General features: G+C 58.1%; 23 protein-coding genes. All 23 read right to left on the reverse strand.

The window, feature by feature from the left end; genetic code table 11:
• Positions 1–219: 219 nt before the first annotated feature.
• The 23 genes from WH50_RS15420 to WH50_RS15535 all read right to left on the reverse strand — a co-directional run bounded on the left by WH50_RS15420 (position 220) and on the right by WH50_RS15535 (position 20004).
• Positions 220–960 (reverse strand): TIGR03747 family integrating conjugative element membrane protein, encoded by a 741-nt coding sequence (locus WH50_RS15420; protein WP_110188109.1) that lies wholly within the window; start codon positions 958–960, stop codon positions 220–222.
• Positions 960–3209 carry a type IV conjugative transfer system coupling protein TraD gene (gene traD / locus WH50_RS15425; protein WP_110188110.1) on the reverse strand — a complete coding sequence of 750 codons (2250 nt, stop codon included), beginning with the start codon at positions 3207–3209 and terminating at the stop codon, positions 960–962. The genes WH50_RS15420 and traD overlap by 1 nt, the downstream gene beginning before the upstream one ends.
• Positions 3206–3904: a hypothetical protein gene (locus WH50_RS15430; protein ID WP_133251342.1), complete on the reverse strand. Its 699-nt coding sequence runs from the start codon at positions 3902–3904 to the stop codon at positions 3206–3208. The genes traD and WH50_RS15430 overlap by 4 nt, the downstream gene beginning before the upstream one ends.
• Positions 3905–3915: 11 nt before the next feature.
• Positions 3916–4458 carry an integrating conjugative element protein gene (locus WH50_RS15435; protein ID WP_110188112.1) on the reverse strand — a complete coding sequence of 181 codons (543 nt, stop codon included), beginning with the start codon at positions 4456–4458 and terminating at the stop codon, positions 3916–3918.
• Between the two features lie 24 nt (positions 4459–4482).
• A complete protein-coding gene (locus WH50_RS15440; protein WP_110188113.1) occupies positions 4483–5052 on the reverse strand; it encodes a lysozyme family protein in 570 nt (189 codons plus the stop codon).
• Positions 5049–5849, reverse strand: coding sequence for a TIGR03759 family integrating conjugative element protein (locus tag WH50_RS15445; RefSeq protein ID WP_110188114.1), 801 nt, complete (start codon positions 5847–5849; stop codon positions 5049–5051). The genes WH50_RS15440 and WH50_RS15445 overlap by 4 nt, the downstream gene beginning before the upstream one ends.
• Positions 5846–6682, reverse strand: a complete 837-nt coding sequence (locus WH50_RS15450) for a hypothetical protein (RefSeq protein WP_110188115.1) — start codon at positions 6680–6682, stop codon at positions 5846–5848. Before WH50_RS15450 ends, WH50_RS15445 begins: the two co-directional genes overlap by 4 nt.
• Positions 6683–6693: 11 nt before the next feature.
• On the reverse strand, positions 6694–7377 hold the full coding sequence (gene pilL2 / locus WH50_RS15455) for a PFGI-1 class ICE element type IV pilus protein PilL2 (RefSeq protein ID WP_110188116.1): 684 nt from the start codon (positions 7375–7377) through the stop codon (positions 6694–6696).
• 162 nt (positions 7378–7539) lie between these two features.
• A complete protein-coding gene (locus WH50_RS15460; protein ID WP_110188117.1) occupies positions 7540–8433 on the reverse strand; it encodes a hypothetical protein in 894 nt (297 codons plus the stop codon).
• Positions 8434–8670: 237 nt separating this feature from the next.
• A complete protein-coding gene (locus tag WH50_RS15465; RefSeq protein WP_207780333.1) occupies positions 8671–8907 on the reverse strand; it encodes a hypothetical protein in 237 nt (78 codons plus the stop codon).
• Between the two features lie 38 nt (positions 8908–8945).
• Entirely contained in the window at positions 8946–9404 is a 459-nt protein-coding gene (radC, locus tag WH50_RS15470) for a RadC family protein (RefSeq protein WP_110188118.1), read from the reverse strand.
• 416 nt (positions 9405–9820) lie between these two features.
• On the reverse strand, positions 9821–10183 hold the full coding sequence (locus tag WH50_RS15480; RefSeq protein WP_133251343.1) for a hypothetical protein: 363 nt from the start codon (positions 10181–10183) through the stop codon (positions 9821–9823).
• Positions 10184–10275: 92 nt separating this feature from the next.
• A complete protein-coding gene (locus WH50_RS15485) occupies positions 10276–10875 on the reverse strand; it encodes a hypothetical protein (protein WP_133251344.1) in 600 nt (199 codons plus the stop codon).
• A gap of 43 nt (positions 10876–10918) precedes the next feature.
• The gene (locus tag WH50_RS15490; protein WP_133251345.1) at positions 10919–11476 is read right to left on the reverse strand and encodes a hypothetical protein; all 558 of its coding nucleotides are present in this window, start codon (positions 11474–11476) and stop codon (positions 10919–10921) included.
• A gap of 84 nt (positions 11477–11560) precedes the next feature.
• Complete coding sequence (locus tag WH50_RS15495; protein WP_110188123.1) at positions 11561–12142, reverse strand: hypothetical protein; 582 nt, start codon at positions 12140–12142, stop codon at positions 11561–11563.
• Between the two features lie 104 nt (positions 12143–12246).
• Positions 12247–12789: a hypothetical protein gene (locus tag WH50_RS15500; RefSeq protein ID WP_110188124.1), complete on the reverse strand. Its 543-nt coding sequence runs from the start codon at positions 12787–12789 to the stop codon at positions 12247–12249.
• 103 nt (positions 12790–12892) lie between these two features.
• The gene (locus WH50_RS15505) at positions 12893–13531 is read right to left on the reverse strand and encodes a hypothetical protein (protein WP_110188125.1); all 639 of its coding nucleotides are present in this window, start codon (positions 13529–13531) and stop codon (positions 12893–12895) included.
• 140 nt (positions 13532–13671) lie between these two features.
• Positions 13672–14127, reverse strand: a complete 456-nt coding sequence (locus WH50_RS15510; protein ID WP_110188126.1) for an STY4534 family ICE replication protein — start codon at positions 14125–14127, stop codon at positions 13672–13674.
• A 128-nt stretch (positions 14128–14255) separates the two neighbouring features.
• On the reverse strand, positions 14256–14540 hold the full coding sequence (locus WH50_RS15515; RefSeq protein WP_110188127.1) for a hypothetical protein: 285 nt from the start codon (positions 14538–14540) through the stop codon (positions 14256–14258).
• A 1116-nt stretch (positions 14541–15656) separates the two neighbouring features.
• Positions 15657–17705 (reverse strand): DNA topoisomerase III, encoded by a 2049-nt coding sequence (locus WH50_RS15520; protein WP_110188128.1) that lies wholly within the window; start codon positions 17703–17705, stop codon positions 15657–15659.
• Positions 17706–18050: 345 nt separating this feature from the next.
• Entirely contained in the window at positions 18051–18617 is a 567-nt protein-coding gene (locus WH50_RS15525) for a hypothetical protein (protein ID WP_110188129.1), read from the reverse strand.
• On the reverse strand, positions 18614–19105 hold the full coding sequence (locus WH50_RS15530; protein ID WP_110188130.1) for a DUF3158 family protein: 492 nt from the start codon (positions 19103–19105) through the stop codon (positions 18614–18616). The genes WH50_RS15525 and WH50_RS15530 overlap by 4 nt, the downstream gene beginning before the upstream one ends.
• Positions 19102–20004 carry a PFL_4669 family integrating conjugative element protein gene (locus tag WH50_RS15535; RefSeq protein WP_110188131.1) on the reverse strand — a complete coding sequence of 301 codons (903 nt, stop codon included), beginning with the start codon at positions 20002–20004 and terminating at the stop codon, positions 19102–19104. Before WH50_RS15535 ends, WH50_RS15530 begins: the two co-directional genes overlap by 4 nt.
• Between the last annotated feature and the right edge of the window lie 239 nt (positions 20005–20243).

The raw sequence follows: 20243 nt of genomic DNA on the forward strand, positions 1-20243 counted from the left end.
AGCACCCGACACCACCGGGGTCGGGCACAACTGCTTTATGTGGTGCCAGGACCGTCCTGGCACCCCCACCGTAGCGCGCTGCCCCGGTGGCGACAAGCTGTCCCATCGGGCAGCATGACTAAAAAGCACAGGGCCGGGTGTTACCCCGGCCCTGTATTCAGTCGTGCCGCCGTCATTTCCCGGATGCCTGCCGGCGACACAACCAAACTCAATAATCGGTCAAAAATACTTCTTAAACTGGCCGACAGTCAGGGACACAATCAGCCCGAACAGCGCAGAGCAGGGCAGTAGCACCACATTCGGATGCACTGAGAACGGCAGTGAGAGATAAATAATCCATACCAGCACAAATGACGGCACCACCCAGCGCTTGATGTGGTGGTACCAGAACGAGCTCTCTAGCCCGGCGCCGAAGCGGCGCAGGTCGCGACGTACCAACCCATCGACAAAGCCTACCAGCCCCGCCAAACCAAACAGCGGCATACTCAGCAGCAGGATCATCACGCGCGTGATAAAGGTCAGCGTGGTGTACATCGCAGCCAGCAGATAGTCCTCCAGCACCCGAAATAGCAGCAGGCTGTAGCGCTGCACATTCCCGGCCTCCGCCGGGATCGGCTGTCGGGCCTGCTCGGCAAAGGCCATAAAGCCGGTCTTCACAAATGCCCATCCATACACGTTCTGCACCACACCACTGGCCAGTAACACCGGCTGGCTATGCAGTAAGGAGTGACGAAAATCCGAGCTGAAGTAGCCCATTTCCCGCTCCATCATCTCCCGCGAATGGACGTAGCCTTGCTCCGGGTAGAAAAACGCGATGCCGATCCACTCCATCACCAGGCTGAAAAACAGCGACAGCATCAACACTCCCAGTGCCCTGATCGGTAGCTCGAACAGGCGACCAAAGAGGCCTACCCGTCGCTGTTGTTGGCGCTCCGCCTGATCAACGGGTTCGCGTGCCATTAGTGGAGGCCTCCCTGGGTTTGTTCCAGCGCATCACTCTGCTGTGCTGACTGCTCCAGCCCCTGCAGATGCAGCTCATCCCACGACTCATGGTCCCCGGACGCACGCACCTCCTGCTGATGGCTGTCCAGCCAGCCCTGCAGTTCGGCAGGCAGACTGTTCAGCTGCATGCCGCCACTGGCCTGCCACCACCCTTCACCCGTGCGGTACTCATCGCGCATACGCGCTGCCAGATCCGCAATCGACTTCGGTACCAGCGCCTCGTCGGAGGCATCCCGCCCCGGCATCGGCATGCGGATTTTCCACAGCCGTCCGCCTTCGAGCAGGGCAAAGGCCTGGCCCTTCGGCAGGTTGATAATGCTACTGGGCTCAATCATCGGCACACTGGTCGTGCTGATGGCGTCGTGCGTGGCACTGGTGAAGTCGATATCGTCGTTGGGGTTGGAATTATCATTGCTGCGTGACGTGAGCGTCTTGGCTTTCACTGACACCCGAGCCAGCTGACTGGTGAGCAGTTCTGCCGTGGCCGTCTCGCGCACGCGCAGCATGATCAGATTGTTGAAGTTACCGACCACCTGGCCCGCCTTGGCGACGCTGCCCATTTTGACCGTGATGTCGCTTGCGGTCTGAGTGTACGCCGTGACCTGAATACCGGCCCCGCCGCCTTTGTTGATGAGCGGCACAAACTCATCGCCCATCAACTCGTTGACCTCATCGGCGTGGAGGTTAATCACGGCGCTGCTGCGGGCGCCCTTGGCATCATCAGGCAGTGCCGGCAGACCGTCATCGATCCCGAATTTGTAGATATGTCCGGCAACCGATACGAGGTCTGCAAACATCGAGTTACCGACCGCGGCGGCGATCTCAGGATCCGACAGGGCATCGAGGCCGACATAGACAATGCCGCGCTTACGGATAATCTGCTGCCAGTCGAAGATCGGGCGTGGGTCGCTCAGATCGAGATAGTTCGGGGCCAACAATTGCGCGATCTTGCCGCTGGTAAGTTTTTCCAGCAGAGGAAGTAACGACGCCACGATCTTGTCGAAGTATGTTTTGTCGTAGCGCACGGCTGATTTCAGGCCATCCATCACCGGATCGTAAATCCGTTTCATTGTCAGGAACTGTTCGAGTGCAATGACGCGCTTCTCTCTCCCCTGCATGTGCCTGGGGGTATTTTTTTCGTTAATGCGGCCTTCCATGTCCGCGATGGTTTTGAACACTTCAGGGTCATCACGGAAGTACCATGTCGCGTAATCAAGAAACAGGGCATCGATGTTGACCACATGCTGGCTGATTTGCAGATAGTCCGGGCGCCGCCCCAGCGCCACCAGAGCACGGGCGATGATATTGATAAAGCGCCATGCAAATTCGCGAAAGGCCGCGCTATTGCCTTCTCCCGACAGCTGCCCGGAGATACGGCTGGCCACCTCAGAGATACGCCCGAAACGCCCGACCGCATTGTAGCGGGCCGAGATTTCTGGCCAGCCGAGGTGAAATACATAAAACGAGTCTTCACGACCCGCCCGTCGGGCCTCGGCCCACATGCGCAGCAGCATGTCCGCGTCGCCTTTGGGATCAAAGAAAATGGTGGTTTCCCCACGGCGAATATCCTGGGTCACCATCAGCTCAGCCAGTCGGGTTTTACCGACACGGGTGGTGCCGAGTACCAGGGTGTGGCCGACGCGCTCACGCAGTGGCAACAGCACTTGTCGCTCGTCCGGCTCGACGGCGTGATACAACGGACTGCCGCCGACAGGCGGTACGGGCCGCACCGGATTGAGCACATGATCCCAGCTCAACAATCTAACAACACTGCGGGCGATCAGGCGGTCGGAGTCCCCCAGCTGCTCCTCCAGCCGCCGCGCTTTTTCCCATACCTTGGGCTGCTCAACGTACTTGCGCACCTCGGGCTCCAGGGCAGAATGCAGCCGCTGGGTATGACGCTGATCCCAGCGAAAGCCCATTCCGAGATACAGCGCATTACGGCTGGTCGGAATCTGTGAGCTCGTCATTTCAAACCGCGGCAGACGACGCATATTGCGGCGGTAGCGCAGCACCACAGACGCCTCATTCCAGCGCACCCAGGCCAACACACCAAAGCCGCAGGCCACGCCATAACCCACTGAGGGTGTAAGAGCCAGCGACCAGGGCGCAGTGGCTGACACAAAAGCCGCCGACACGGCCACCGCCACGGTATTAAGCTCCACCGCCGGGCGCAGCAACGACTCAATGACATGCTTGTCGGTCATGCCTGCTCCCCCTCCGCACGCTCCGCATCCTCACCCGCTAACAACCCTTGGGCGGCGACCAGCAGCCCACTCACCCGTTCAGCACTGAAGCCCAGCAGCCTGATCAACGTGGCGCCGAGGCTGTCATCCATACGCAGCTGCCGCTCACGGACCAGCTGCACGATGGCGATCATACGGGCATCCCGTCCGACCCACTCACGGGGAATGGCAGAGCGGTGCAGCTGCGCCTGCCGGTCGAACACCAGCGTCCAGGTAATCGGCGACATCACATCAAGATAGTGCGCGGTATAACGCTCACACAGCGCAAACAGCCCGGAGCGATCAGGGCACATCACCGCTTGCAGATCCGCATGACTCACTGACTCGTCCAGCACCCCCCGTGCCCGGCGCACCATCGGAATCAACGCTCTGGCTGCATCCTCCACCACCTGTGCGGCTACCCCGGCAGCGCAGCGCGACAGATCCGGGTGCATGTTCAGCCGTGCCCAGGCCTGGCTGAACGCCAACCCTTCTTCGGCCATGCCGACAGGATCCGCATGCAGTGACGCGGGGCGGGGAGGGCGATCCTCATCCAGCGCTTGGCGCAGGGCCAACTCAGCCAGTCGGCTCTTGCCGACGCGGGTGGTGCCAAACGTTGCTCTGTGTCCGTGTATTCCGGGGATTCCGGGTAACCGCACTCCCTTTAACATACTCATTCAGTGTCTCCCTATTGCTCGATGGCCGTGGCCGTGATCAGTACCGGATAACCAGAAAGGCGCAGCCGTGAGGCCATGTCATCGGCGGATTCCGGCACCAGCGGTACCCCGGGCACCCTGCGCTGCAGCTCAGCCAGTTGCGCCGCCGTCTGCGCATTCACGACCACCCCGGTGGCCCCCAGTTGCTGCAACTGTGCCGCGCGGACGCTGAGCCACTGCAGGCTCAGGTTGTCGTAGCCGACCAGAAACAGCGGCGTCATCCCCGGCAGACTCACGGCACGCCGAGCCACGCGCCCAGGCTGCAACTGACTGCTCACTGGCAGCCTGTCGACCACACTCACCTGACGGGGCAGACCTGCCGCTGCCAGAGGAGGGCGTACCGGCGCGGGCTCTCCTGCGATCTCCGGGTCTGACACATTGCTGATCGGTGAGTAATACGGCTGTGCCGGCACGCCGCCGTGATCCGCCACGACCTCCAGCGCCATGGCCTGACTCATCGCCAAAGCCAACATCCACCCCAGTACACCCGGTACAAGCTGCTTACCCTGCATCATCCACTCCTTATCCCTACTCAATGGCTAAACACTCACGCCGAGCTTGCGCAGAAAGCGCCTGATCGTCGCCCGGTACTTCGCCGCGGGCTCACCCCCTGCAGGCCGGTGATACCGGCCTGCAGCCCAGATCCAGTCCTCTACCGCATTCGATTGGCTGCCTTTGCTGGCCTCAAACTGCTCACGCAGGATCTGCGCCGCCGTGCGCAGATTCAGCATCGGATCCAGCCCCGCGCAAGGGGAGGCGAACCGATGGCCATGGACACCGATGTTCACCTGAGCCAGCCCCACATCGACATTGCCGGGCCGGTAGTTTGTCAGCGCCTCCTGCAGGGCACGGCAGGCCTCGGCGCGGGAGTGATAACGAAAGCCCTTACCGGCGACGTTCAGCGTCCACGGCCATGGACTGAAACGGCCATCCACCAAACCAGCATTGCTTTCGGCCTGCGTCAGGGCATAGAGCAGCACATCCGGCACTGCCGCCTCCTGTGCCACCACCTGAAACGACGGCGGTGGCACAAAGCGGGTTGTGGCCGCCGCCGACGTGCCTAACCACCCTGACAGCAGTGCAGAGAGCAACAGACAACGCCGGCTCATTGCGGCTCACGCACAATGCGCCATTCACCGGCTATCTGCTGCATCATCCCGGGCAAGTCCCCGGCATGAGCCGCCCCGGCCATGGCGGCCCAGGTGCCGTTATCATGGTTGAGGGTGATGTGTTTTGACGTGACGGCGGCAGGGCTGATACCCCGGGCCAGCGCCCACAACTGAATGGTTCGGTCGTTACCCTCACTGCCGACCAGATAGATGTCGATCGGACGGTTCTGGCTCAGTAGTTTTTTCAGCTCACGATCACAGAGCACGCAGTTATCTCGCACAAAGAGTGCGACCCGTCCCGCACTCATGACATCCACAGAGGGCACAGCAGGCTGACCAGCCCCGAAGGGAGACGCAGAAGTTGTGGGTGACGACCTGGCTAGCCCCATGATGGGCTGCGTGGTGGGGAGTAGCCGTGCCCAGGCCGCATCAACCGCTTTCTGGAATGCCAACTCCCGCTCCACCCGAGCGGCTTCTGCTTTGACAAACAGCTCGGCGTAATGCCGGCGCTCTGCGTCTGTCTTAGCGGTGACCCCAAGGGTGGTAACCGGGTCCAGCCCCGGTGACCATATTCCTCGCTGACCGGCCATGGCCTGCTGATACTGGCTCCACTCATCGGCGCTCAGCCCCCACTCCGCGGCGGTGGCAGTCGAGTCGACGGCCTGTGATTGCACCCCCTGAGACTGAGTAGCCTGCGACTGGGTCGCCTGAGACTGAGAGGTGCCCACTGAGCCTGCCAGACACGATCCTGCCACCGACAGCGATACCCCCAGAACGAGCCACGTTAGCGACCTCATAACGCCACCTCCTGCGACCGGCCACCGACCTGGAACACCGCGCGTCCATCGCCCATGGACTGCAGTCTCCAGCCGGAATAAACGCTCCCCACTTTCAGCAACACGACCTGCGATAGCGATGCTGTTGCAGAGGGCGCGACCGACAAAAAGGACTCACCGCCCCTGACTTCGACCCCCAGTACCATAAATGGAGGTACTAACACCCGTGGCTTACTTACCGCGCGGGGCGCTGGCTTTTTTACCGTGGTCGACGCCACCTGCCGTGCCTGAACAGCTGCAGCGGCATTGGCCTCCACCTGAGCTGACTGCGCATCGAGACGGGCCGACATCACGGTGAGTGATGATTCCGTAACACCCAGTCGATCAGCGATACCAGCCACTACTTTGTGCAACTCATCGGTCATTGCACCGCTGGCTCCCTGGCTGCGCTCCAGTTCATCAACTCGACTCGCCAGCCCGACAAGACCATTTGAGGTGGACGACAATGCCGTCAATTTCTGTTCCAGGCCCGTGGTATAGCTGCGCAGCTCATTCAACTCCATTTCCACCGCCTGGGCCTGAGCATTGATTACCGCTGACTGCTGCCGGTCGCTCGAACCCAGCTGCAGGTTCTGATAGATCCCAAAACCCGACACCCCTAACGCTAGTACACCCGAGAACAGAGCCAGCACGGCCAGGCCATTACCTGAACGCGATACAACACGTCCACCACGCTGCCCATGTTGTGATTCCCCCGCCCCAATCGACGACTGATGAGGTGCCTGCTGAATAATGGGCTGGTTGTCATCAAGCACATCCAGTGCGGAGCGCTGCTTTTCCATATCCTGAGTCATTTCTGCCCCCTTTACCGATCACCGGACTGACGACGTGGAGGATGAGTGAGAGTCGGCTCAGCGTTAGAGTCCTCCATGACATCCTGTGGCACCTTCACAGTCACCAGCTCTGACGTGCTGACATCCACCACCTCTGCCGGTGCGGCATAACCCGGGCGAGGCACGTACTGCACCAGGCGGTGCAGTTCATCCACTTGTACCTGCCAGGCAGGACCTCCCAAGATTTGCAGCGCATCCCGGAGCGTCATCGGCCCAATGCGGTAAAGCGGTGCCGGCAACTGTGCGGTATAGAGCGGGTCGGTCACGGAGGAAGGGGCCGCCAGGCTGTAGCCCGACTTGGCCAGGACATAGCGCACGGCATCACCCACACTGGGCGACATGGAGGTAGGAATCTGGATATCGATGATCTGTGCCATCAGATCGCGCTGGGCCACGGTTGGACCCACTGCTACCTCGGTATAACGGCCATAGGTAACAGTCGCAGGGGATGCCCCCGCTTCGACACCCGGCAGATCGCCTGCATAGACATCAGGCGCAATCAGGTAGGGGCTGACCGACGATACAGGTTCAGGGGCCGGTTTAGGTTGCTGCTGGGCACACCCGGCCAGCACACCGCAGGCCAGCGCAACAGCCAGACCGGCAAACAGGGGAGTACGCCACTGGCGATAACGGATGGGATAGAACGGACTGCTCATAGGAACCTCGCGACAACGTTGTGCGAGGCACAGTGCCGCAGGTGACTGAGCGCGTCAGTAAACAACCCTAACGGAGCAAGCGAGGGTTTATTGCCCCCACAACAAAATGAGGCTCACGCGGAGCCCCATTCGGTCATCAAAAACAACAACATCAAAACAGGATCAACTGGACGTCGTGGCCGTGCGTTCAATGCCCTGACGACGCAGAGCATCACGCTCCGCTTTAGGTATGCGATGACACAGATTGTCCTGCGTCTTCCCGACTATTTCAGCCACGTCCCGCAGCATGATGTTGTGAGACAGCATCTCACGCGCCACCTCCAGTGCATTGCGGCCCCCGGAGATCATCTGGCGGTACTCATCCAGGCGTTTGGCATCCAGCTCTTCCATCGACTTGGCCGAGTAATAGCTGCCGGGTAACTCTGCCACAAGCTTCTCAGGATCAATAGCACACTCGGACGTGTCCCGCTTGGGCCAGAGAGTTTTCTTCTTGCCATACAGGGCGGCGACATCCACCCCAAAAACAGCCACAACGTCCTGAGTCACTCCATCGTGAGTCCCTAAACGTGCATTCAAGGTATCCATCAAGCGCCCAGTTCTCATGGCGCTGTGTTTTTCAAGAATCGACTGAGCCAGGTCATCTTTACTCTGCAAGGCCTTCTGCTGGCCATACAATTTGAACAGCACGTAGATGACGACCGCACCCTCGACATTGGCCTCGTACAGCGCTGCAACAACAGCAGGGTAATCATAGTCATAGCCTGCACCACCAAACACTGCCTCCTGATAGATGCCGATCATATCGACCCCCAAGGCAGTACGGACATCCAGCTGCATGCGGGTGTACACCTCGGGGCGGCGATGACCGGGGACTTCTAACTTGTCTAGCAGTGTTGGGTAAGGCATACCGACAAAATCAGCCAAAAAGCCCAGTTTGATACCGCGCTTCCGCAACAACACATACAGGCACACACTGGCAGGCACCTGCAGTTCATACAGCTGTTCTGTCAGCAGAGTGAGTTTAGGATCGTCATGGTAGTCAGTCGGTATCATCATCGTTCTCCGTAGCCGTCTCTCCCGTCCCGAATGCATAGCGCAACGTGCGGTGGTGCTGTGTGCTGGTGGCTCATTTAAGTGGTATGTCAATATAAATGATATAGACAAATGCCGCCGAGTTACAAAGTTTCGGGGTTACAAAACACGTCATGATGCCTACCCCAGACCCAGCAGAAACAAAAACGGCCCCCGAAGGAGCCGCACATCACGTCGTTTATCACGACCAAAGAGAAAGGATCAGTTTGCCGCTGACGCTGATGCAGCAAACAGGGCATCCCACTCGGTTTTTAGAACACACCCCTCCCCGGGCACCATAGCCCAGGGCGCGTCATCTAGTAGACTATGGAGTTCGGCGATACGCAGATCCGTATCGTCTGTCTCCTGGCCCATAGCACACGCAAGTAGTTGTTGGTCCAGTTCGTCCTGCAGCTGCAGGAAGTGAGACTGGGTCATGGGTTGAGTCAGTTCAGCCATGGTGGCCTCCAAAGGTTATGTTGAGTTGAGTAGTTGAGTTAAAACAGTTTGAGTTCAGCCATCGACGAGACGGCTTCTCGGCCTACGACGATATGATCAAGTACACGTATATCCACCAGCGCCAGAGCCTCCTTGAGGCGTCGGGTGATGGCGATATCGGCATTACTGGGTGCGGGGTCTCCGCTTGGATGATTGTGAGCAAAGATGACCGCAGCGGCATTACGTTGCAGTGTCAGCTTGACCACTTCACGTGGATGCACCGGTGCTGCATCTATGCTGCCGAAAAATAGCTCGTCGTAACTGATAACCCTGTGTCGGGTATCAAGAAACAACACTGCAAACACCTCACGCTCACGGGCGGCCAGCTGCAGCCACAGATAATCGCGTGCGGCGTCCGCCGTATGAATCGAAGCGCCTGGCTCTCGTAGAGACCCCATCAGAATGGCTTTCGCACGATCGATAATCGCGCGTTCTTCCGCACTGAGAGAGAAACTCATGCCGCTGCCACCTCCGATGACAGCCAGACATCCATCTCTGCAAACAGCGTAGTGACACACTGCTGCCAGACCGGCGACAGAGAAAGGGTCATCACACACTGCCTATCCTCAGAAGACAGCGCCGCGACTTCCGTGGGCGACAGCCCACCGAACAATCGCCAGTCGACGGCACACTCCCCGGGCTCAGCCCAGGGACATTCGGGCCAAAACATCGCCGAGTGCGTGAATTTTGAGAGAGGAAACTGCGCAGCACGCCGCTGCATTAGCATGGCGGCGAACTGAAACAGCGCTAGAACAGTGGTATCCATGACGGACCTCTGGGGTGAACACCCCGGTAGCGCCGGCAAGGAATCTGCCCATAGGGACAGATCCCCATGGGCAGTGAAAGAAAAAGCAGTAACGAGAGAGAACGCTGATCAGCGCACCGACTGCAAGCGCAGCCCGGGCTCCTCAAAGCGCAACAGAGCACGTTCCAGGTTCAGCACATACCGGGCCAGAGCCAGGTTGTCAGGACACCCCAAACGATCAGCCAGCAAGGTCAGCTCATGCTGATCCGCTTGCTCTTTCCGTTTTACGTAAGAGTTCGCTTCACACTCAAGCCGATAGGCCAGCAGCTCCACAAAGTGAGCCTCAAAGCCGTCTGAGTTTTCGATATTCCACAACCGGCCACCCTGACGCCAGCGCAGTTTCAGCGCCTCGATCTCCTGTGGAGCACGAGGTGTTGCCTGAAACAGCGTGACAGCGGTGAACGAAGCAGAACGAGTAGGTGAATTCATCATGGTGTTCTCCAAAACAGTAGACGGAGAAACACCCCCTGGGGGAGTGTTTCCCCAAGGGTGGTTAATGTGAAACGTCAGCGTGTAGTCAGACGTCAGGCAGGTTCAGGTGAACCCGGCAAACGTCCCCATTGTTGAATCGCAGGCTCACCGGCCAGTACACAGGACAAGCTCAGCTGCTCACGCAGCCGATGCTCTTTCTCCTGCCAGGCCGACGCCTCGGCATACTGCTCCTGATGGATCAGTGATACCCAGGTATCGCTGATCTGATCCATCTGTGCCTGCGTAGCCAGCCACTGCTCACGTGGAATCAGTACCACATTGTCCTGCCAGCTCCCCTGGGTGTAGCGCTGAAGTACCGCGCCTTCACACACAGGATCCATACTGACAATCTCCATGGACTGAGGAAGAAGAACAGGGGCATGCGGGCCATGCTGCTCCGCTCTGACCTGAGCCAGGCGTGCCATTTCCCGGAAATGCCCCTCCGCGACCTGCATTGCTTCCGCCACCCTGACCGATACCTGAAGCGGCAGACGGGTCGTGGTACGGGTACGCAGGGGACCGGAGTAATAAGGTGCACAGCCCAGCTCAAAAGCGATGTCACTGTGAATGACGATCAGGCCATCGGGCACGATCACATCCCACAGACACGTCACTGCTTGTGCCGCGTTCACCCTGGCGATAGTTGAGTTCATAACGTTCTCCCGAAGGTTCAAAGTGAAAAAAGCGTGAAACAGATCAGGCAGGTTCACCCGCCACAAGGCGGGAGAGCCTGAGCCGGTCAGCCAGTACGGCTTCCCGCCCCTGCCAGTCCGCTGCTTCAAGCACGTCTCCGTGTCTGATCAGCTCACTGCAGGTGCGACCAAAGACGTCGATCTTCTCCTGCGTCATACGCCATTGTTCAGGGGGAATCAGGGCATAGTCCTCTTCCCACTGGCCGTCCTGGTAGCGTTGAAAGTTCACGCCCCTGAAATCGGCCTCCTGACTACGAATGGTCATGCTGACAGGAAGAAGAACAGGGGCATGCGGACCAGCCTGTTCCACACTGACCTGTGCCAGATGGCGCAGGTAGCGGAAATGCCCTTCCGCGTCCCTCATCGCCTCAGCCACACTGAGCGAGGCGTTGAGATCAAGCGTCGCCTGCGACGTCAGACGTATCGGCGCCGTGCAGTACGGTGGGCAGGCCACATCCAGCGTAATAGTGCTGTCAATGATGATCAGGCAACCAGGCACGATCACCTCAGACATCCGCGTGACGGTGTTAACCACGTGCGCGGAAAAGGTAGTTGATGTCATAGCATGCTCCCGAAGGTTCCAATGGATAACGGGAAGCACCTGTCCCCGAAGGGAATAGGTGCCTCAGGGGTGGTAGTGAAATGGTTAACACGAGGTTTTGAGGTATTGGCGCTCACACTCGTGCCAGCTACGTTCAAACGCCGCAGCCAGCACCGCAGGTAGGTTTAACGCGCTGGGGAACGCCTGCATGGCTTCCCAGGCATCTTCACCAGCGGCGTATGCGAAGCACTGGGCCTGTTGAGAATCGCCTTCGTCCAGATAGGACTGCGCGGACGCTAAATGCTGCTGCATTCTGTCCAGCGCCTGAGCGATAACATGCTGCTCGTCGACGTCAATGAGGTCATCAGCGTCATCGACAACATCAGTGTCATCGAGGCTATAACAGCCACAGGAGCAATAGTCTTTGTCGATGCCGGTATCAGGGCAGAGCCTCGGGTCAGTGACCACAGGCATTTCCGCCCCCATGCCGTGCTCGTTTTCAAGCACAGCCTGGATGGCCTCGTATTCAGCCGGATCCGCGTTCTGCAACAGCCCCTTATAGGCGGCCTGCAGATGGCGCTCATAAACAAGTTCCGCAGCCCCCGATATACGGACGGCATGCAGAACAGCCTCGTTCACGTGCTGATCAAGATCGGCTAAACGGATATGAAAAGGGGTTGCAGACATCGTGGATCTCCAGGGTTCACGTTAATGACCAGGAGAAACACCCCCAGAGGGAAGCGTTTCCCCCGTGGGTGGTAAGTGAAGTGGTTAAAGTGAGGTATAGGGGCTCAGTTCACGTCATCATCGATGTCAGACAGATCAAACCCATGATGGGGTTCTACTATCTGAGCTCGCCAATGGTGATCACTCCAGACCTCACGCTTGGTGTAGTACGGGTGCAGCACCGTGCTCTCCAGTTCCTCCCGAATCCGTTCATATTCACGGATCCAGCGAAGCGAAGAACTCCAGCTTTCGCCATCGAAGGACAAGTAGCAGCCGAAACCACTGATGTCGTAGCCGGTCCAGGGATTGCGAACGGGCTCGATACGCACCTCACGGAACGCTGATTCCCGAACCGCCGCCATGGCCAGGCTCATGGCCTGTGCCGTTAACACCTGGGCAGGCAGGGGCACATAACGAAAAGATCCGTCGTCTAACAAGACCACCGCACGGCAGTGCCGAAGCACTCCAAGACGCTTGAACAGATACACATCGGTACCCAGTTCAAGTGCACGGCGTTGCTGGGCCAGCCAGCGTTTGTCGTCATCGGTCAGGGCGGAAGTGGAACGGATACGGACAGCGGCAGTGGATAAGGCTTTCATCGTGTTCATCGTGGATCTCCAGGGTTCAAGGATGACCAGGAGAAACACTCACCCCATGAGGGAAAACGTTTCCCCCAGTGGCGGTGTAATGAAAAAGCGAAAGAAAAATGCGTTACCGAGCGGTCTGCATCCAGCGGGTTACCGCATGGATTTGCTTCAGCTCGTGCAACTGCCAGTTTAATCGGGACATCGACACGGCTTCACGAAGTCGCTGGGCTTCCACTAACAGCCGGTTGGCTGTGCTGTAGTTACCCTCTCTGCGCTCGTTCAGTCTCTGGATATCCAGCCCTTTGGCCATGGCCTCGTGCAGCGGAATATCCGCCACAGGCAGAAAATCACTGAACCACTGACCATCGTGGCGCTGAAGCACCTCGCCGGTTCGGCTCATAATCAGGATCTGCTCTGGAATAAACTGGCCAAAATAGACGCCCTCATCACAGAGGTTATCCAGCCAGATCGTATGTTTCAGGGCGATCCCCCAGGACTGCAATGCCTCCATCTCCATGTACTGCGGTGTCTGGTAGGGCACGGAGTGAGGCGTGGCTTTGCATGTCCACGGGCGCCGTTTGTCGTACTGCAGAATTTTTTTACCCTGCAATGCGATATAGGCGCCCATCAGTGGGGTCGTACAGCGACCAAACTGACTGTCGAAGAACGTGCCCATCTCTGCACGCAACCCACGCTGGAGTTGCGACAAAAACAGACGGTCTTCTCGGGTCAGATCAGTACGTTCTGGTTGAGTGGTTACCACGGTATTCCTCCAGCATGGGGGAATACCGCCCCAAGGGAACGAGTATTCCCCTGGTAGCAGTTGTTCAGACAAAAAAAGACCCAGTACCGATCAGAGATCAGCACTGGGTCAATGGCTGTGAAGCAGAAAAGAATGTGCAGTTATGCCGCGTTAGCGCCGGGTGAGCCTGCTGCATCAGCAGGAGCACCGTTCGCGTCGTCCGCTTTAGGCATCTGGTAAATCATTTCGCCATCTTTCTTGATCCAACGGATCAACAAAAGGCGGCCTTTAAGACTGACACCTGTTTCACCCTTACGATCTCCGGATGAATAGGTGAATACGTCAGGGTAGATGTCACCGATCTTGAAACTGATCAGCATCTTGCTGCCAGCGTCCACCGCTTGTTGACACCGAGCGATCAAACGCGCTGCTTCAGTGCCCGACACGCGGACATCGAAATAGGTGTATTCCACATTGTTCGTATCACCCCGCAAGGCGGCGATAGAACAGGCCCAGAAGGGCTCTCCTTTTTTTGGCTCAACCAGGCGAACGCGGTTGATATAGCCAATGCCAGAAGTGTGTAAATCGAAAAACTGAGTAGCATTTTGAGTAGTCATGGTAGAGCCTCCAAAAGGTTCGGAACGAAAGTGAACCCCGTGAAAGCCATGACTCCCTGAAGGGAATAAAGACTCCCAGCAGGGTGATAACAAAATGTCGAAATAACGAATACGGAAGATCAGTCAGATCACTGAATGCGATCAGCTAACCGTCGGGCAAAACGAGCAGCGATCATCAGCCCCGTGTGCGCAGAGCGACGCAGGACAGATAAATCGACCATGGAGCAGGAGCTTTCCCAGCGACGCTGTTGGTGCCGGGCAACGGTTTCAGCGACGGCATCCATGTCATACGGACAGGCTGCACTGTAGCTTTTGAGCCAGTCTGCGACGTCTGCAAGATGCAGATCGGGGCAGTCAGCAAAGGTAAACGCCTGTTCAGACGCATCAGCGTGAGAACGATGTTGAGTAGACATACAAGGTCACCTGTCGAGTCAATCCAATCAGAAAGCCGACAGGGTAGCGCCCTCAGGACGGCATGCCTGACGGACGGAAACGCGGAACAGTGTGCCCGGACACACCATCAAGGGGCCGGACCAAACAAAGAGCAGAACAACGTAATCAGAGAAAGTGGTATCAGCTGGCAATGCCAGTGCGTGCCGTAGCCATGAGCCGAGATACTGTCCACGCAAATCACCACTAACCCGCAGGTTAGTCGTCGCCTTAGGTGAAGCGACCTGGTTTCAGTCAACAGACTGATAACGTGCGGCCATTTTTTCCGCCGCACCGAGGGAAGTCAAGTCAACGAACCTCAGCCAACCCTCAGCGCACGCATGAGGATTGACCCGCAGACAGGGCTTCCCCCATCAACAACACATCAAAAAAGGCAAAAAACAAAAAATTCAAAAAATCAAAATATAGGGAAACAAGGTAGGGCAACGTCATAGCGACACACAGCGCCACAACGAAGCGTTGGGACGGGATACAGCAGGGTAGGGTGAGCTGCAGCAGCGCCGCAGCTCACATCATGGGAAGGGATAGATACAACGAATCATTCACAGATAACAGCAGTAGAAAAACAGGACAGCGGAACACATCCATCACAACAGGACGGACTCTACCTCGGATAACAAAGCGACAGGAAAAGGATGGCTACTGCAATCGCAAGGATTGCTGGCCGGTATCGTAGCCCGCGGCCTCATCAATGGCGTGGATCCCCACACAAACGGCTCCTGCATTGGCTGGCAGGCACAGCGTTGAACAACATGGGGCCAGAGGCACACCCCGAAGCTCACTGTTCAATTACAACAGAAAACTTGGGTGGTATGCCTGCCCGTCAGAAGACAGAAGAGCAGAATCGCGAGAGGAAACAAACAGAGGAAAGCAGTGACCGTCGTCGGTACGGGAACCTCGTTCCCCTGTTTGTTGATCTGGCCTGGAACCCACATCGGGCGACGCACTCTCACTCAGGCTGCGTCTTTGGGAGCCGCTATTGGACGTCAGCGGTCAACGTTTTGCCGGGCCATTATTACCAGCAAACGTCAGCAGTGCAACCCATGAAAGGTGCCAACACAACCGACATCTTTGCATCGTCAGGTCGCGCCCTCCGCCTTCTTGCGTGTCCGTTTCTTCTTGCCTCCCCCATCCATTACCCCTTTGCACTCAGGATAACGAGTGCAGCCCCAGAACGGGCCATTGGCGCCACTGCGCTTGCGCATGGGCGCGGAACATAGCGGACAGGCTTGTGTTGGGGTAGCGGCAATCTGTAATGCCCCGCGCCCGGCCTGTTTGGCTTCATGAACAAGATGAGTGATCCATTGCGCCTGAGTGGCGACAAACTGATCCAGTGTCAGTTGGCCTTGCTCAATGGCCGACAACGCCTGCTCCCACAGTGCGGTGGTACCGGGGTCGGTGAGCGGCTGGGGAAGGGCATCAATCAGTGACTGAGCGGCATCGGTAGACCGCACGGATCGCTTACTGCTCAGCAGAAACCCCCGTTTGATCAGCCCCTCGATAATGGCCGCCCGGGTAGCTTCGGTACCGATGCCAGACGTCTCGCTCAGTTTGGCCTTTAGACGCGGATCAGCGACATAGCGCGCAATGCCCTTCATCGCCGCGATCAGCGTCCCCTGAGTAAAAAATTTGGGCGGCGTGGTCTTCTTCTCCACGACTTGGGCATCGGTGACCGGGCAAACGTGTCCTTGCTCCAACGGGGGCAACTCCTGCCCGCCGGCATCGCTATTCTCAGCCTCATCAGACTCCGCCCCGTCAGCAGACAACGAAGCCGATGCAGAAGATTTGACCATCAGCGCCCGCCATCCGGCAACGGCGACCACTTTGCCTACGGCCTTAAACTGCTGCCCCAGTGCGACCAACATCACCTCCGTTCGGTCATACTCGTGAGCGGGCATAAACTGCATCAGATAATGCAAACGGATCAGCTCATACACCCGACGCTCGTCCTCGGTCATCGCCGACAGATCAATCACCCCCATCGTCGGAATAATGGCGTGGTGGTCTGACGCATTCACTTTTTCATCGTTCCAGACTGATGACCGCAGCCGACTGTCCAGCTGCATCACCAGCGGCCCCAGGGACGGATCGGACTGAGCCAGCGCCTGCAGGACGGGTTTCACCTCATCCAGCATCGCCACCGGCAGATACCTGCAATCCGAACGGGGATAGGTGGTGGCTTTATGTTTCTCATACAGCGACTGAGCGATATCCAGTGTCTGTTGCACCCCAAAACCAAACTTGCGGTCACAGACCTGCTGTAAGGCGCTCAGACTAAAGGGCAGGGGAGGCTGCTCACGCACTCGCTTCACCTCCACAGAAGCGACCTGTGCCGCCTGCCCCCGGAGTCGGGCAGCCAGTTGCTGCGCAATCGGGCCGTTAATACAACGCCCCTCCTCATCTGCCACCTGGGCCACGGGTAACCACTGCGCGGCAAAGGTGCGGCCATGGCCGCCTGCAGACGTGATCACCACATCAAAAAACGGCTTGGATACAAAACGGGCGATCTCCCGATCCCGCGCGACCACCAGTGCCAGCGTAGGCGTCTGCACTCGCCCGACGGATAGCACCCCCTGATAACCCTGCTGCTTGGCCAGCAGCGAATACAGGCGGGTCATGTTCATACCGACAATGTAGTCGGCACGGGATCGGGCCAGCGCCGACCAGTACAGGGGCTCCTTGGAGGCACCGGGCAACAGTGATGCCAGCGCTTTGCGCAAAGTGGCCTCATCCTGAGAAGAGGTCCACAACCGATGCACGGGGCCTTTGCGCCAGTTGCAGTGCTCCAGGATCTCACGGGCGATCATCTCCCCCTCACGCCCCGCATCGGTCGCAATGACCACTGACGTGGCTTGAGATAACAGAGACTTAATCGCTTTGAATTGTTTAGCTTTGTCACGGTCCACCCGCATGGTCCACTCGCTGGGAATCATAGGCAGCTGCTCCAGCCGCCACTCCGCCCAGTCCGGGTTCAACTCGTCGGGTTCCGCCATCCGTAACAGATGACCGATGCACCAGGTCACTATGACGCCATTCCCCAGCAAGCACCCCTCACCGCGCTTGCTTGCGCCTACCAAGGACGCGATCTCTTTTGCCTGACTGGGCTTCTCACACAAAATCAGCTGCATTCCCACCTCATCCCCTGTGCACATCACATATCAACGAGGCACAGGATCAGAAAAGACAGCGACAAATACCGCAGGGAACCCTCACGGGCGAAGGAAGGAATGCCACCAGGCAACGTACAAAACCAACGTACCGAAAACGGCAGGCAGCAACAGAAGGGCAGGAGAAAAACACGGAACGGATCGCACCACCGGCCACGCAGTGGCCCGACGTGATGCCAGCCCCGCAGGGGCCAGCGGTGCCCAGCCACCCCACGGGGTATCCGGCAGGACACCCACAGACATGCTAGCCCCGCAGGGGCCGGGCGCCGCCTCAGCTACTGGCTGACTTGGGTGTGAAGACAGGTCTCACCGTACCGCCTCCATACTCTTGTTCAGCACCACCCCCACCGCGACCTTCGCTATCGACAACATCGTTGCAGGCGGTACGGTGTCCCGGTTGTCATAATGGCCACAATTTTTTGTGACGGTGACGGCAGGCGTCTTTTCCTGAAGATCAATGACCAGATGCTGAGCAATGCAGCGTGCGACAAACGCGCTACTCTGGCCACTACGGGTGATGCTCTCACCCGGAAATTCGGTCTGATAGAGCCCAAATGCCTCAAAGGTAATTACCCTCTCCCCCTCCCTCAGCGTCACCGTGGCTGTCGTTTCGTAGGGATCAATAACCGAGCCAGCCTCAGACTCAATGCGCACTACACCTGCATCCTTTGCATCACTGAGTTGTTTATCCAATTGCTGGGACGCCTCGTGTAGCTGAACACGCCCTGCATCTACCCAGCTGTACCAACCATTTTTAACACCCAAGAAGAGGGCAACAATAATCATCACACCCAGAATCAACACAGCTAGCGCGTGGAAATACTGATCCAGCTCATCCAACATACTCCCGCCTGACTTGTTATCAGCACTCATACCCGCTCCTCACTCCACACTTTTTCTGCCGACTCCATCTTCGTCAGCCCATCCGCTGACTGCCGGATCAGCGTACTGCAGATACTCATCTGCAGATTGAACGCCACCCGATCCTGCTCCATGGCCAGCAGTGATTGCCTGACGCTCACATCAATCTGCTTCTGCATGACCGATTCCCACAATGGCACACCGGACACACCGGCCTGATGATCCGGCAAACGCCAGCGCAGAAAACTGGCCCCGGACCCTGCTCGCTGCAGCCGCAGAATCGCGCCGAGCTGCCAGACATAGTTCAGCTCCTCTGACTGCCGGACGATATGCCGACCCAGGACCAGGAGCCCCTCGCGGGACTCCTCGGCCTGCACACCCAATAACGCGATTCTCCCCTTACCCTTAAAAGGAAAAAGGCCTTTTAGGGAGGGAACGTTTGCGGCCTGCGACAGCAGCTCTGGGGAGGCTTCGTTTGCGGGGGTATAGACGCGAATCACGCCTCGACCTCGATGTCAGATACCCCTGCCCCAGTCATCTTCGTAGCACCATTGATCACTGCCCCAGTCACTTCCTCTCCTGCCTCGTCCAGCGCTTCGGTAGCAGATACTGCGTCAGTCACTGTGTTGATCGGGGGGTGTCCAGCAGCCAGACCTGCCCGCGTGGCCAGCGCCTCATTCATGGCATCCAGCTGGGCCTTGGGCAGAGGAGGGGAGAACTGTGAGCGCAGGGTTCCATCCAGAATACCTGCCGGCAACTCCCCGTTGCGCTCGATGGCGGCCAGCACCTTGGCGCCACCAAGCACATAGTCGGCACGGGTCAGGCCGGTATAGCGATAGCGGCGAGACTTATCAAACACACTGCGGACCACCCGGGCTGCATCTCTGATTAAGAGCTTCTTATCCACATTACCGATCAGCCCCACATGGCTGGCCAGCAGTATCGACCGGATCAACTCGTCAAAATCCGACACCAGATAGCTGCCCTGGAACGCCAGTGGCGTGGCGCTGATCACCGGGAACTGCCGTGGACTGACCGACAGGTTGTCCGTCATGGAGATCGATGACGGTACCTGGCTTAACACTGCGCTGATGGTTTGTTTCTGCTCCAGCAGGGTCTGACGGGCTTTGGCGATGGCCTGCTCGATGTCCAGCATGTGCTTGTCGGCATAGGGATCCCACATCCCAGATGCCACCGTGGTCTGGTGCATATTGGACATGAACACGCGCATTCCGGGGCGATTGAACGGACGCCCATTGGACTCATCGGCATGGTTGTCGTCGTTGATGTTGACGCCTTCCCACAGCCGACAAGCGTGGAAAGTATGCAGCTGGATAGTGATGGTCGAGCGCAGCGCCCCCAGCTGGGGGGCGGTTACGGAAATAGCAGAATCAGACATGAACACACTCCTGATTGGATAGCGAAGCGAAAATAGAAACGAAACATGAGCAAGAACAAGCGAGAAAAGCGGCGCCGGATCTACGTCCGGCTGCCGCTACGCAGTGTGTTCAACAACGACCAGCAACTCAGCAGGAAACCCTCAGAGACAGGCTGAGAGTAGGGATATGGAGGGGGAGGGGCATTGCCTCAGCTGACCCTAATTTGGTTAAGTGGTGACACTGTCACCACTTTACTAAC

It is taken from the genome of Pokkaliibacter plantistimulans (assembly GCF_003194385.1).
Lineage (GTDB): Bacteria > Pseudomonadota > Gammaproteobacteria > Pseudomonadales > Balneatricaceae > Pokkaliibacter > Pokkaliibacter plantistimulans.